Source organism: Sphingomonas canadensis (genome assembly GCF_026013525.1).
GTDB classification, from domain to species: domain Bacteria; phylum Pseudomonadota; class Alphaproteobacteria; order Sphingomonadales; family Sphingomonadaceae; genus Sphingomonas; species Sphingomonas canadensis.
The window spans coordinates 82,018-95,395 of record NZ_JAPDRA010000005.1; the positions used below are offsets into that span (position 1 = coordinate 82,018).

A 13,378-nucleotide genomic window follows, 5' to 3' on the forward strand; every position below is an offset into this window, starting at 1 on the left:
GCGGTCGTAATTTCTGGAAAATTCTGAAATTCCAATCCCCCGCCGGTGCATGCGCCGGCGGGGGATTGTGTATCAGCCCTTGCGCTCGGCGATGTGGCGATCGATCACCCGGCCCAGCACCGTCATGGGCACATTGCCGCCCAGGAGCAGCGCGTCGTTGAACGCCCTGAAGTCGTAGCGGCCGCCGAGTTCGGCCTGGGCGTGGCGGCGCAGGCGGTTGATCTCGCTGTGCCCGACCTTGTAGCCGCAGGCCTGGCCCGGCCACGAGCAATAGCGGTCCACCTCGCCCTGAACCTCTTCCACGGTCGATCCATTGGTGGTGGCGAACCATTGGATCGCCTGCTCGCGCGTCCAGCGCTTGGCGTGCAGCCCGGTGTCCACCACCAGCCGGCACGCGCGGAACGACAGGCTCTGCAGATAGCCCAGCCGCGCGATCGGATCGTCGGCATAGGCGCCCAGTTCGTCGGCAAGCTGCTCAGCATAGAGCGCCCAGCCTTCCGAATAGGCGTTGAACTGGAGCAGCGATCGGACCAGCGGCAGCTTGAACGTATATTCGCCCTGCCAGGCGTGGCCCGGGATCGATTCGTGATAGGCCAGGTCCGGCAGCGAATAGCGCGGCCAGATGCCGGTGGAGCGCAGGTTGATCCACAGCCGGCCGGGCACCTTGCCGTCGATCGTGCCGGGGCCGCCATAGGCGCCGGGCGCGCCGGGCTCCTCGGCCAGCGGCAGCCGCTTCACCTCCACATTGCCGCGCACCAGCGTATGGAACGCCTGCGGCATCTTGGCGCGCATCTCGGCGATGCTCTTCTCCAGCAGCGCGATGATCTGTTTGCGGCCCTCGTCGTTGTCGGGGAACAGGAACCGCGGGTCGCGGCCCAGCGCGGTCATGCGCTCGCCGACGCTGCCCTGGCTGTATCCCTGCGCGCGCAGAATCGGGTCCATCTGCGCCTGGAGCTCCGCCAGCTCGTCCAGACCCTGTTTGTGGACCTCCTCGGGGCTGCGCGTGGTGGTCGTGCCCGCGCTCAGCGCCCAGGCGTAATAGGCGTCGCCGTCCGGGAATTTCCACACGCCCGCGTCGCCCGTGGCGCGCGCGCGATGCTTTTCCAGCTCGGCGATCTGCCGGTCGATCGCGGGCAGCACCTTGAACCCGCAGATCTCAAACGCCCGCTGGCCATAGTCGCGCTTCAGGCTGGCGGTACGGTTGGCGACCGAGGTGACCAGCCCCCAGCCGGCCGGATTGCCCTCGCGCGCCAGCTTGATCTGCTTCAGGCACTTGTCGAGCAGGAAATCGGGCGCGATCACGCCCTTGCCCGCGGCGATCCTCAGCCGCTCGGTCTCGCCGTCGAGCTGGCCGGCATAGGCCGCCAGCCGGTCCAGATAGGCCTCGGCATCGTCGGAGTTCTCGATCTGGTGATCGCTGTCGAGCATCCGCGGGGTATCGAGGAAGGCGCCGACATTCTGGATCACGACATAGGGCGCGTTGCGCCATCCGCCCACCGCAACGTCGCCAAAGCCGAAGGAAAGGCCCTTCAGCCCCGATTCGAACGCGGTCTTCACCACGTCCAGGTTCACCTGCATCGTATGATCAAGCTTGGTGGTGTCGAGCTTGGCGATCGCTGCCAGCGCCTCGCGCAGGTGGCTGGCGGCCGCGTCCTGCCCGGCGGGCGAGCGGTCGCCCAGCTTGTGCTTCAACGCCGCGCGATCACCCTTGTCGATGCCCAGGCCCGTGGCGCTTTCGGGCGAGTCGGCCAGCAGCCGTTCGGCCACCTGCGCGATCAGCGCCGCCGCGTCGGCATCGGCCGGGGAGGCCCAGGCCGCGCGGGGCAGGGCGGAGAGCGCAACTGCGGCGCCTGCGCCGGTCAGAAGGTCGCGGCGGCTGGTAAGCATCAACAATTCTCCGGAGAAATTCGAATCAACCGCCCGAGGCTAGCACGGCCACGGGCTCTACGGTGAGGGTCGCGCCATCGGCGCCGGTGATCCGCACGCGCGCGCCCGCGGGAACATCCGGGCCGTGCGCCAGCCATTCGCCGTCGCCCACCTTCACGCGGCCGTGACCATCGACGATCGCCTCCACCACCGGCACGGTTTCGCCCACCAGCCGCGCGGCGCGATCGTTGAGCAGCGGATCGGCGCTGGGCACGGGATTGCGCAGATACCAGCGGCGTCCGATCGCCACCGCCGTGGCCGTGGCGACGGCGAACAGCGCCATTTCCGCGAAGAACGACATGCCCGGGAACAACAGCACCGCGGCCCCGGTGACCGCCGCTCCGGCCGCTACGAACACTAGGAAAATGCCCGGCACCAGTAGCTCGACCCGCGCCAGCACGCCGGCCAGGATCAGCCAGGACAGCCCGGGCGTCTCCAATATCTCGGTCACCATCGCTCAGCCCTCCTGCGGGGTGAAGGGCGAGGGCCGCGGCCGCGCGGGGGCCGGGGAGGGCGTTCCGCCGCCGCTTCCGCCGCCCAGCGCTTCCCTTGCCAGCTCGCCGATCCCGCCCAGCGTGCCGATCAGGCTGGTCGCCTCGACCGGGAACAGGATCGTCTTGGCGTTTGGCGATGTCGCGAACTTGCTGACCGCCTCGACATATTTCTGCGCGATGAAATAGTTGATCGCCTGCGACGACCCCTTGGCGATGGATTCGCTCACCAGCTCGGTCGCCTTGGCCTCGGCCTCGGCCGATCGCTCGCGGGCCTCGGCGTCGCGGAAGGCGGCCTCACGGCGGCCCTCGGCCTCCAGGATCTTCGACTGTTTCTGCCCCTCTGCGCGCAGGATTTCGGAAGCGCGGGTACCCTCCGCCTCCAGGATGTTGGCGCGCTTCTCGCGCTCCGCCTTCATCTGGCGGCCCATCGCGTTGACGATGTCGGCGGGCGGGCGGATGTCCTTGATTTCCACGCGCGTGATCTTGACGCCCCACGGCCCGGTCGCGTGATCGACCACCGACAGCAGCCGCGCGTTGATCTCGTCGCGCTTCGACAGCGTCTCGTCGAGGTCCATCGAGCCCATCACCGTGCGCAGGTTGGTGGTGGTGAGCTGGAGCAGCGCGACATAGAGGTCGCTGACCTCATAGGCGGCCTTGGCGGCGTCCAGCACCTGGAAGAACACCACCCCGTCGGTGGAGATCATCGCGTTGTCCTTGGTGATGATCTCCTGCCCCGGGATGTCGATCACCTGCTCCATCATGTTCACCTTGCGGCCGACGCGATAGAAGAAGGCGGGGTAGAAATTCAGGCCGGGAGTCGCCACGGCGGTGAAGCGGCCGAAATATTCGATCGTATATTGATAGCCTTGCGTCACCACCTTGAGACTGGAGAAGAGGTAGAGCAGCACCACCGCCACGGTGGTCAGCAGAAATATCGTCATCGTGTCCATTTCCGACTCCCCTCGCCGATTGCCGGCATTGCTAGCATAGAGACATCCCATGACCACAGCCAGACTGGCGCCGCGCACGGCGCTCTTCATGCCCGCCTCCAATTCCCGCGCGATTGAAAAGGCGCATGGGCTACCCGCCGACATGGTGATCCTGGACCTGGAGGATGCCGTGCGCGAGGAGGACAAGGAGCGTGCCCGTGATGCCGCGCGCGCCGCGGGGCCGTTCGCCGGGCGGCTGTTCGCGATCCGCATCAACGCCGAAGGCAGCGGGCATCATCGCGAAGATCTGCGCGCCGTGGCCGAATCGCGCGCGGACTATGTCGTGGTGCCGAAGGTGGAGGCGGCGGGAACGTTGGCGCGGGTCGCCGATGCCGCGGGCCGCCCGGTGCTGGCGATGATCGAGACGCCCGCCGGCGTGCTGGCCGCGCCCGCCATCGCCGCGGCGGCGGACGGGGGCGAATGCGCCGGGCTGATCGCGGGCACAAACGATCTGGCGGCACAGCTCCGCCTGCCGCCGTCCGCCGGGCGGGCGAGCATGGGCATGGCGCTGCAGGCGATCGTGCTGGCGGCGCGCGCGGGCGGCGCCTGGGCGATCGACGGCGTGTTCAACCGGCTGGACGATCCGGAAGCGCTGGCGGCCGAGTGCGCCGAGGGGCGGATGCTGGGCTTCGACGGCAAGTCGCTGATCCACCCCAACCAGATCGCGATCGCCCGCGCCGCATACAGCCCCAGCGAGGCGGAGCTGGAGGAGGCACGCGCGCTGATCGCCGCGGCGACGGGCGGCGCCGAACGCTATCGCGACGCGATGATCGAGGACATGCACGTCGCGCAGGCCAGGGCGCTGATCGAGCGCGCGGACTGATGCCGGGCGGGGCGGGCACCGGCCCGCAGCGCGCGCCGCGATCGCTGCTGGCGCTGGCTGCGCTGGTTCTGGTGATGCTGATGTGGGCGGGCAATTCGTTCGTCGGCCGCGCGGTACGAGCGGATATTCCGCCGTTCCTGCTGGCCTTCGTCCGCTGGACGGGGGCGCTGCTGGTGGTGTTGCCCTTTGCCGCGCGGCACCTGAGGCGCGATTGGCCGGCGATGCGCGCGGGATGGCTGCCGCTGCTGCTGATCGGCTTCTTCGGCATCGTGTGCTTCAACGCGCTGCTCTATTCGGGCCTGCGCTATACCACCGCGGCCAACGCGCTGCTGCTACAGGCGGGCGTGCCCCCGCTGGTGCTGCTGGCAGACCGCCTGTTTTTCGGCCGGCGTGCCACCGGGTTCCAGATACTGGCGGTGCTGACCGGCGGCGCGGGCGTGGCGGTGGTGGTGTGCCAGGGCAGCCTGACCCAGCTTCTGGCACTGCATTTCGGCGCCGGGGACCTGATTATCCTGTGCGCGGTGGTCGCCTGGGCGCTGTACACCAGCCTGTTGCGGCTGCGCCCGGCGATCCATCCCACCAGCCTGCTTGCCGTCACCTTCGCGATCGGCGTGGCGGGGATGGCGCCGCTCGCCGCATCGGAATGGGCGGAGATCGCGGCGATGCACTGGCGGCCCGAGCTGTTCGGTGCCTTCGCCTATGTCGCGGTCTTCCCATCGGTGGTGGCCTATGCGCTTTACAATGCGGCGGTGGCGGAGGTGGGACCGGCGCTGTCGGGCCAGGCGATCAGCCTGCTGCCGCTGTTCGGCGCGCTGCTGGCGGTGCCCCTGCTGGGGGAGGCGCTGCATGGCTATCATGCGGTGGGGATGGCGCTGATCGCGGCGGGGATCGCGGCGGGCTGGTTCGCGGGCAAGCCGGGCGCGGCCTGAGCTTAGCGCGATACTGGCCTGCGCGGCGCGGCGCGGCTATGCGCCACCGTGATGCCCGTGTTCGATTTCCACCGCGCCGATCTGACCCGCCTTGGCGCCCGGGAGCGATTGCGTGGCCTCAGCCCCCGCGCCGGGGCCGATTTCTCCTCCAACGACTATCTGGGCCTGGCCGGGTCGCAGCGGTTGCGCGATGCGGTGGCGGCGGCGCTGGAGGCGGGCGCCGCGATCGGATCGGGCGGATCGCGGCTGCTGCGCGGCAACGATCGCGCGCATGAGGCGCTGGAGGCGGAGGCCGCGGCCTTCTTCGGCAGCGAGAGCGCGCTGTTCTTCGCCAACGGCTATATGGCCAATGTCGCGCTCTTTTCGGCGCTGCCCCAGCCGGGCGACCTGATCGTCCATGACGAATGGATCCACGCCAGCGCGCATGACGGGATGCGGCTGAGCCGCGCGCCCGCGCTGGCGGCGGCGCACAACGACGCGGGCGCATTCGATCGGGCGATACGCGAATGGCGCGGGCGGGGCGGGGCGGGGACGCCCTGGATCGCGGTGGAGAGCCTCTATTCGATGGACGGCGACCGCGCCCCGATCGACGCGCTGGCGGAGGTGGCGCGGCGGCACGATGGCGTACTGCTGGTGGACGAGGCGCATGCGACGGGCGTGTTCGGCCCGCGCGGCCAGGGGCTGGCCGGGCATCTCGACGGGCGTGAGGAGGTGATCGCGCTCCACACCTGCGGCAAGGCGCTGGGGTGCGAGGGCGCGCTGGTGACCGGCAGCCGCGCCGTGCGCGATTTCCTGATCAACCGCGCGCGCAGCTTCATCTTCACCACCGCGCCGTCGCCGCTGATGGCCGAGGCGGTGCGCGAGAGCCTGCGCATCCTGGCGGACGAGCCGTGGCGGCGCGAGGCGCTGGCCGCGCTGGTGCGCCGGGCGGAGGCGGCGCTGGCCCCGCTGGGCGTGGCGCCCACCGGATCGCAGATCCTGCCGCTGGTGCTGGGGGAGGATGCGCGGACGATGGCGGCCGCGGCGGCGCTCCAGGCGCGCGGCTTCGACGTGCGCGGCATCCGCCCGCCCACGGTGCCGCCGGGCACCTCGCGCCTGCGCATCTCGCTGACGCTTAACGTGACCGCCGATGACGTGGACGCCCTGGCCGCCGCGATGGCGCGGGAGCTGGCATGCCCCGCGTGATCGCCGTCACCGGCACCGATACCGATGTGGGCAAGACCGTGTTCGCCGCCGGTCTCGCCGCCGCGTTGGGCGCCCGCTACTGGAAGCCGGTGCAGGCGGGGCTGGAGGGCGGAACGGACAGCGCGCGCGCCGCCGCGCTCGGCGTGCCGCCGGAGCGTATCCTGCCCGAGGCCTATCGCCTTGCCACGCCCTGTTCGCCGCATCGCGCGGCGGAGATCGACGGGGTGACGATCGACCCTGAGCGGCTGGCGCTGCCCGATGTCGCGGGGCCGCTGGTGGTGGAGGGGGCGGGCGGCGCGCTGGTGCCGCTGCGCCGCGACTTGCTGTTTGCCGATCAGCTCGCGCGTTGGGGATGCCCGGCGGTGATCGTCGCGCGGACCGGGCTGGGCACCATCAACCACAGCCTGATGACGATCGAGGCGCTGCGCGGCCGGGGCGTGCCGATGCTGGGCGTGGCCTTTATGGGAGACGCGGTGGAGGACAGCGAGGCCGCCATCGCCGCGATCGGCGGGGTCCGCCGCCTGGGGCGCCTGCCGCTGCTCGATCCGCTCGACGCCGGGACGCTCGCGACCGCCTTTGCGGCGGCCTTCCGGCTGGAGGACTTCGCCTGAGCGCGGTGTGGCATCCCTTCACCCAGCATGGGCTGGGCGAGCCGATCCCGATGGTGACGGGGGCGGAGGGCGCGTACCTCCACCTCGCCGATGGCGGGCGGGTGATCGACGCCATCTCCTCCTGGTGGGTGATCACGCATGGCCATCGCCACCCGCGCATCATGGCGGCGATCGCCGAGCAGGCGGGCCGGCTGGACCAGATCATCTTCGCCGGATGGACCCACGAACCCGCCGAGGCGCTGGCGCGCGGGCTGCTGGAGATCATGCCGCCTGCGCTCACCCGCGTCTTCTTCTCGGATTCGGGTTCGACCAGCGTCGAGGTGGCGCTGAAGATGGCGCTCGGCTTCTGGGCGAACCGGGGCGAGCCGCGCGACCGCATACTGGTGATGGAACACAGCTATCACGGCGACACCATCGGCGCGATGTCGGTGGGCGCGCGCGGCGTGTTCAACCGCGCCTATGCCCCGCTGCTGTTCGATGTCGGCACCGTGCCCTATCCCGCGCCGGGGAAGGAGCAGGACACGCTCGACGCGCTGGAGGCCGCCTGCCGCGCGCATCCTGCCGCCTTCATCGTCGAGCCGCTGGTGCTGGGGGCGGGGGGGATGCTCTTCTATCCGCCCCATGTCCTGGCCGAGATGCGCCGGATCTGCGCCGCGCATGGCGTGCTGTTCATCGCGGATGAGGTGATGACCGGCTGGGGGCGCACCGGCACGCTGCTGGCATGCGAACAGGCGGAGGTGGTGCCCGACATATTGTGCCTGTCGAAGGGGCTGACCGGCGGCGCCGTGCCGCTGGCGGTCACGCTGGCGATCGAGCCGGTGTACGCGGCGCATTACGGCACCGATCGTTCGCGCACCTTCTTCCATTCCTCCAGCTACACCGCCAATCCGATCGCCTGCGCCGCCGCCTGCGCGAACCTGGAGCTGTGGCGCGACGAGCCGGTGCGCGAGCGGATCGCGCTGCTGGCGGAGCGCCAGGCGGCGCACGTGGCCGCGCTGGCGAAGCTGCCGGGCGTCAGCGGCGCGCGCGCCCTGGGCACCATCGCCGCGCTGGAGATCGACGCGCGCGAGGGCGGATATCTCTCCGAGCTCGGCCCGCGCCTGCTCGCCTTTTTCCGCGACCAGGGACTGCTGATCCGCCCGCTGGGCAACACCGTCTATGTCATGCCGCCCTATTGCACCGGGGCCGCGGAACTGGACCATATCCACGCGGCGATCGCCGAGGCGGCCGGGCTGCGCTGAAACAGGCCCTAGCGCTTCCCCACCACCGCGGTTACATGGGCCGCCAACTTCCGACTCAGGACTTGGCGCACCCCATGGAAATCCCCCTCGGCCTCACCTTCGACGACGTCCTCCTGTATCCGGGCGAATCCGAGGTGCTGCCCAGCATGGCGGATACGCGGACGCAGGTTACGCGCGGGCTGAGCCTCAACATCCCGATCCTGTCCTCCGCGATGGACACGGTGACCGAGGCTGACATGGCGATCGTGATGGCGCAGCTCGGCGGCATCGGCGTGCTCCATCGCAACCTGGATATCGAGGAGCAGGTGGAGGCGGTCCGCGCCGTCAAGCGGTTCGAGAGCGGGATGGTGGTGAACCCGATCACCATGACGCCTGGCGGCACGCTGGCCGAGGCGCAGGCGCTGATGGCCCGCCACCGCATCAGCGGCATCCCGATCGTCGAGGAATCGGGCAAGCTGGCGGGTATCCTCACCAACCGCGACGTGCGCTTCGCCGAAAACCCGGACCAGCCGGTGTCCGAGCTGATGACGCACCAGAACCTGGCCACCGTGAAGGCCGGCGTCAGCCAGGAGGAGGCCCGCCGCCTGCTCCACCAGCGCCGGATCGAGAAGCTGCTGGTGGTCGACGAAAATTATCGCTGCGTCGGCCTGATCACCGTCAAGGACATCGAGAAGGCGGTCACCTATCCGCACGCCACCAAGGACGCGGCCGGCCGCCTGTGCGTCGCCGCCGCCTCGACCGTGGGCGACAAGGGCTATGCGCGGACCGAGGCGCTGGTCGATGCCGAATGCGACCTGATCGTGATCGACACCGCCCATGGCCACAACAAGGACGTGAGCCGCGCGGTCGAGCGGGTGAAGAAGCTGTCGAACCGCGTCCAGGTGGTCGCCGGCAATATCGCCACGGCAGAGGCCGCCAAGGCGCTGATCGGCGCGGGCGCGGATGCGGTGAAGGTGGGTATCGGCCCGGGATCGATCTGCACCACGCGCGTGGTGGCGGGCGTGGGCGTGCCCCAGCTCACCGCGGTGATGGAGGCGGCGAACGAAGCAGCGAAGGCCGGCGTTCCCGTGATCGCCGACGGCGGCCTGCGCACCTCTGGCGACATCGCCAAGGCGCTGGCGGCGGGCGCGGCTACGGTGATGGTCGGTTCGCTGCTGGCGGGGACCGAGGAGGCGCCGGGCGAGACCTTCCTCTACCAGGGCCGTGCCTATAAATCCTATCGCGGCATGGGATCGGTCGGCGCGATGGCGCGCGGATCGGCCGACCGCTATTTCCAGCAGGACATCAAGGACCAGCTCAAGCTGGTGCCCGAGGGGATCGAGGGCCAGGTGCCGTTCAAGGGCACCGCGCGCGACGTGGTGCATCAGCTCGTCGGCGGCGTGAAGGCGGCGATGGGCTATGTCGGCGCGCGCACCATTCCGGAATTCCAGAAGAAGGCGCGCTTCGTCCGCATCACCAACGCGGGCCTGAAGGAAAGCCACGTCCACGACGTGACCATCACGCGCGAGGCGCCCAACTATCCGACGCGATAGATCGATTTTCCGGCTCACACTAAGCTAAGTTAATCGCTTTTACCGATCACTGCTTCGCTCCTACACCATGTCCACCGGGCCGGTTTCCGCAGGCCCTTGCAGGATGCAGGAGAGAGCGATGGACGCGAACACGAACGACGCCGCCGGGGGCTGCCCGGTCAAGCACGCCGGTTCGGCGCGCTCGCTGCTGGGGCGCACCAACCGCGACTGGTGGCCGAACCAGCTTCCGCTGGACATCCTGGCCCAGCATGGCCCCGCCAGCGATCCGATGGGCGCGGACTTCGATTATGCCGCCGAGTTCAAGTCGCTCGATCTCGACGCGGTGAAGCGCGACCTGACCGCGCTGATGACCGACAGCCAGCCCTGGTGGCCCGCCGACTATGGGCATTACGGCCCCTTCTTCATCCGCATGGCCTGGCACAGCGCCGGCACCTATCGCACCGGCGACGGCCGCGGCGGCGCGGGCGCCGGGCAGCAGCGCTTCGCCCCGCTGAATAGCTGGCCGGACAACGGCAACCTGGACAAGGCCCGCCGCCTGCTGTGGCCGATCAAGGCCAAATATGGCCGCAAGCTGAGCTGGGCGGACCTGATGATCCTGGCCGGCAATGTCGCGATCGAATCGATGGGCGGCCCGGTGTTCGGCTTCGGCGGCGGCCGCAAGGACGTGTGGGAGGCCGAGAAGGACGTCTATTGGGGCAGCGAGGACAAATGGGTCGGCCAGCCCGGCAACGAGACCCGCATCCAGCCCGAAAAGCAGATCGGGCTGGAGGATACGCTGGCCGCGATCCAGATGGGCCTGATCTATGTGAACCCCGAAGGGCCGGGCGGCGTGCCCGATCCCGTCGCCTCCGGCCGCGACATCCGCGAGACTTTCGCGCGGATGGGGATGAACGACGAGGAGACGGTGGCGCTCACCGCGGGCGGCCACACCTTCGGCAAGGCGCACGGCGCGGGCAGCGCCGCCAATGTCGGCGCGGAACCGGAAGCCGCGGACATCGCGCTGCAGGGCTTCGGCTGGATGAGCACGCACGGCACCGGCAACGGCGACGACACCATCACCAGCGGCATCGAGGGCGCCTGGACGCCGACGCCGATCAAATGGGACAACAGCTATTTCCACATGCTGTTCGACTATGAATATGAGCTGGTGAAGAGCCCCGCCGGCGCACACCAGTGGCAGCCGGTGGACGCGAAGCCCGAGGATCTGGCCCCCGGCGCGCGCAGCCCGGAACGCCGCCTGCCGACGATGATGACCACCGCCGACATGGCGATGCGCGAGGACCCGGCCTATCGCGCGATCTCGCTGCGTTTCCGCGACAATCCCGCTCAGTTCGCCGATGCCTTCGCCCGCGCCTGGTTCAAGCTGTGCCACCGCGACATGGGGCCGAAGGCGCGATACCTGGGCGCGGACGTTCCGGCCGAGGACCTGATCTGGCAGGACCCGATCCCGGCGGCCGATTATTCGCCGGTGCATGACGGCGACGTCGCGTCGCTGAAGTCGCGCATCCTGGCGTCGGGCCTCAGCGTCGCCGATCTGGTGCGCACCGCCTGGGCCTCCGCCTCCACCTATCGCGGATCGGATCATCGCGGCGGCGCCAACGGCGGCCGCATCCGGCTTGCCCCGCAGAAGGACTGGGACGTCAACCAGCCCGCCGATCTGGCGCGGGTGCTGGCGGTCTATGAAGCGATCAAGCGCGATTTCGACGGATCGACCGGCAAGAAGGTGAGCATCGCCGACCTGATCGTGCTCGGCGGCGCCGCGGCGATTGAGAAGGCGGCGCGCGACGCCGGCTATCCCGCGGCGGTGCCCTTCGCGCCGGGACGGACCGACGCGGCGCAGGAGCAGACCGACGCGGAGAGCTTCGCCGTGCTGGAGCCGCGCGCCGATGGCTTCCGCAACTATCTCCAGGCCGATTTCAGCATCTCGGCCGAAGAGCTGCTGATCGATCGTGCGCAGTTGCTTGCGCTCACCGCGCCGGAGATGACGGTGCTGATCGGCGGCCTGCGCGTGCTGGGCGCCAATCACGGCGGATCGGCGCATGGCGTGTTCACCGCGCGTCCGGGCCAGCTCACCAACGACTTCTTCGTCAACCTGCTCGACATGGCGACGGCGTGGAAGGAGACGGAGAAGGGCGTGTTCGCCGGCACCGATCGCGCCACCGGAGCGCCGAAATGGACCGCGACGCGCGTGGACCTGCTGTTCGGCTCCAACTCGCAGCTTCGCGCGCTGGCGGAGGTCTATGCCTCGGCGGACGCGGGCCGCAAGTTCGTCGACGATTTCATCGCCGCCTGGAACAAGGTGATGAACGCCGATCGCTTCGATCTGGCCTGACCCGGCCCGGGCTCCCGCACTGGCGGGAGCCCGCAGCCGTTCCGGCGGGCCGCGATGGGGCTGGCCAAGCCGGGCTTCATCTGCTCCACGTCCGGGCCATGTTCGTCCGCGACCGCGAATCCGAATGACCCCCGCCGCGCGCACCCAGGCGGCGATCGAGCTGCTTGACCAGATCATCGCCGCCGCGCGCGATTCCGGCCCGGCGGCGGACACGATCCTGGCACGCGGGCTGGCGGCGCGGCGCTATGCGGGGTCGAAGGACCGCCGCGCGATCCGCGAGCTGGTCTATGACGCGATCCGCCTGTGCGGCGAACGGCCCGAAAGCGGCCGCAGCGCGATGGTGGCGCTGACGCTGGGCGATCCGGCGCTGGCCGCTACCTTCGATGGCTCACCCTATGGCCCCGCGCCGCTGGACCCGCACGAACCTCCGGCCGAAACTGGCGCGCTGCCGCGCTGGCTGGCCCGTGCGATGGCCGCATCGGGGCTGGACGCCGCGCAGCAGGCCGCGCTGCTCGATCGCGCGCCGCTCGACCTGCGGGTGAACCGGCTGAAGGCGGACCGCGGCGCGATCACCGCGCAGATTCCGGATGCCCGGCCGCTGGATTCCGTTCCCGATGCGCTGCGCTTGCCGCCCGACACCAATGTCGAGCAGCTTCCCGCCTATCGCGACGGCGCGATCGAGGTGCAGGACGCGGGTTCGCAACTCGTCTCGATTGCGTCCGGCGCGGAGCGGGGCTGGCAGGTGATCGATCTGTGCGCGGGGGCAGGGGGCAAGACGCTCGCGCTCGCTGCCGCGATGGACAACCGGGGTGCTGTCCTGGCCTGTGACGTGGATCGTCCGCGCCTCTCGCGCCTGATGCCGCGCGCGGAGCGGGCAGGGGTGACGATCGCCGCCACCCGCCTGCTCGATCCGGGGCGCGAGGCGGAGGGGCTGGCCGACTGGCGGGACCGTGCCGATCTGGTGTTCGTCGATGCGCCCTGTTCCGGCACGGGCACCTGGCGCCGCAATCCCGAGGCGCGCTGGCGGCTGACCCCCGCGCGGCTGGAACGGCTGGTGCGGACGCAGGCGCATCTGCTGGACGTCGCCGCAGGGCTGGTGCGGCCGGGCGGCGCGCTGGTGCATGTCGTCTGCTCGCTGCTGGATGCGGAAGGGGCGGGGCAGGTGCAGGCCTTTCTGGAGCGGCATCCGGAGTGGGACGCGGCGCCGCTTGCCCTGGGCGCGGGGCAGGCGCATGGGCCGGGCATGCGCCTAACCCCGCTGTCCCATTCCACCGACGGCTTTTTTGTCGCGAAGCTGATCCGGCGATGATAGCCTG

At 70.1% G+C, this 13,378-nt stretch carries 11 protein-coding genes; 8 read left to right on the forward strand and 3 right to left on the reverse strand.

The window, feature by feature from the left end:
- Positions 1-72: 72 nt before the first annotated feature.
- Genes OM513_RS11820 through OM513_RS11830 form a run of 3 tightly spaced genes read right to left on the reverse strand, consistent with a single transcriptional unit; the run spans position 73 to position 3,370 of the window.
- Positions 73-1,887 (reverse strand): DUF885 domain-containing protein, encoded by a 1,815-nt coding sequence (locus OM513_RS11820; protein WP_264944506.1) that lies wholly within the window; start codon positions 1,885-1,887, stop codon positions 73-75.
- A 25-nt stretch (positions 1,888-1,912) separates the two neighbouring features.
- The gene (locus tag OM513_RS11825) at positions 1,913-2,380 is read right to left on the reverse strand and encodes an NfeD family protein (RefSeq protein WP_380916326.1); all 468 of its coding nucleotides are present in this window, start codon (positions 2,378-2,380) and stop codon (positions 1,913-1,915) included.
- 3 nt (positions 2,381-2,383) lie between these two features.
- Positions 2,384-3,370 (reverse strand): SPFH domain-containing protein, encoded by a 987-nt coding sequence (locus OM513_RS11830; RefSeq protein ID WP_264944510.1) that lies wholly within the window; start codon positions 3,368-3,370, stop codon positions 2,384-2,386.
- A 49-nt stretch (positions 3,371-3,419) separates the two neighbouring features.
- On the opposite strand from OM513_RS11830, the gene OM513_RS11835 reads away from it, so the two are divergent.
- The 8 genes from OM513_RS11835 (at position 3,420) to OM513_RS11870 (ending at position 13,371) form a co-directional block, all read left to right on the forward strand.
- Positions 3,420-4,232 (forward strand): HpcH/HpaI aldolase/citrate lyase family protein, encoded by an 813-nt coding sequence (locus OM513_RS11835; protein ID WP_264944511.1) that lies wholly within the window; start codon positions 3,420-3,422, stop codon positions 4,230-4,232.
- Positions 4,232-5,161 (forward strand): DMT family transporter, encoded by a 930-nt coding sequence (locus OM513_RS11840; protein WP_264944512.1) that lies wholly within the window; start codon positions 4,232-4,234, stop codon positions 5,159-5,161. Before OM513_RS11835 ends, OM513_RS11840 begins: the two co-directional genes overlap by 1 nt.
- A 51-nt stretch (positions 5,162-5,212) precedes the next feature.
- Positions 5,213-6,346 (forward strand): 8-amino-7-oxononanoate synthase, encoded by a 1,134-nt coding sequence (locus OM513_RS11845; protein WP_264944513.1) that lies wholly within the window; start codon positions 5,213-5,215, stop codon positions 6,344-6,346.
- Positions 6,334-6,957 carry a dethiobiotin synthase gene (gene bioD / locus OM513_RS11850; RefSeq protein ID WP_264944515.1) on the forward strand — a complete coding sequence of 208 codons (624 nt, stop codon included), beginning with the start codon at positions 6,334-6,336 and terminating at the stop codon, positions 6,955-6,957. The genes OM513_RS11845 and bioD overlap by 13 nt, the downstream gene beginning before the upstream one ends.
- Positions 6,954-8,198 carry an adenosylmethionine--8-amino-7-oxononanoate transaminase gene (locus OM513_RS11855; RefSeq protein WP_264944762.1) on the forward strand — a complete coding sequence of 415 codons (1,245 nt, stop codon included), beginning with the start codon at positions 6,954-6,956 and terminating at the stop codon, positions 8,196-8,198. Before bioD ends, OM513_RS11855 begins: the two co-directional genes overlap by 4 nt.
- Before the next feature lie 74 nt (positions 8,199-8,272).
- Positions 8,273-9,730 (forward strand): IMP dehydrogenase, encoded by a 1,458-nt coding sequence (gene guaB, locus OM513_RS11860; protein ID WP_264944516.1) that lies wholly within the window; start codon positions 8,273-8,275, stop codon positions 9,728-9,730.
- A gap of 118 nt (positions 9,731-9,848) precedes the next feature.
- Positions 9,849-12,062: a catalase/peroxidase HPI gene (gene katG / locus OM513_RS11865; RefSeq protein ID WP_264944517.1), complete on the forward strand. Its 2,214-nt coding sequence runs from the start codon at positions 9,849-9,851 to the stop codon at positions 12,060-12,062.
- A 124-nt stretch (positions 12,063-12,186) separates the two neighbouring features.
- Positions 12,187-13,371: an RsmB/NOP family class I SAM-dependent RNA methyltransferase gene (locus OM513_RS11870; protein WP_264944519.1), complete on the forward strand. Its 1,185-nt coding sequence runs from the start codon at positions 12,187-12,189 to the stop codon at positions 13,369-13,371.
- The last annotated feature ends 7 nt before the right edge of the window (positions 13,372-13,378 follow it).

Excerpts from the sequence above, each read along its gene's own strand:
- OM513_RS11820 (WP_264944506.1), bottom strand. The coding sequence starts at position 1,887 with ATGCTTACCAGCCGCCGCGACCTTCTGACCGGCGCAGGCGCCGCAGTT.
- OM513_RS11825 (WP_380916326.1), bottom strand. The coding sequence starts at position 2,380 with ATGGTGACCGAGATATTGGAGACGCCCGGGCTGTCCTGGCTGATCCTG.
- OM513_RS11830 (WP_264944510.1), bottom strand. The coding sequence starts at position 3,370 with ATGGACACGATGACGATATTTCTGCTGACCACCGTGGCGGTGGTGCTG.
- OM513_RS11835 (WP_264944511.1), top strand. The coding sequence starts at position 3,420 with ATGACCACAGCCAGACTGGCGCCGCGCACGGCGCTCTTCATGCCCGCC.
- OM513_RS11840 (WP_264944512.1), top strand. The coding sequence starts at position 4,232 with ATGCCGGGCGGGGCGGGCACCGGCCCGCAGCGCGCGCCGCGATCGCTG.
- OM513_RS11845 (WP_264944513.1), top strand. The coding sequence starts at position 5,213 with ATGCCCGTGTTCGATTTCCACCGCGCCGATCTGACCCGCCTTGGCGCC.
- bioD (WP_264944515.1), top strand. The coding sequence starts at position 6,334 with ATGCCCCGCGTGATCGCCGTCACCGGCACCGATACCGATGTGGGCAAG.
- guaB (WP_264944516.1), top strand. The coding sequence starts at position 8,273 with ATGGAAATCCCCCTCGGCCTCACCTTCGACGACGTCCTCCTGTATCCG.
- katG (WP_264944517.1), top strand. The coding sequence starts at position 9,849 with ATGGACGCGAACACGAACGACGCCGCCGGGGGCTGCCCGGTCAAGCAC.
- OM513_RS11870 (WP_264944519.1), top strand. The coding sequence starts at position 12,187 with ATGACCCCCGCCGCGCGCACCCAGGCGGCGATCGAGCTGCTTGACCAG.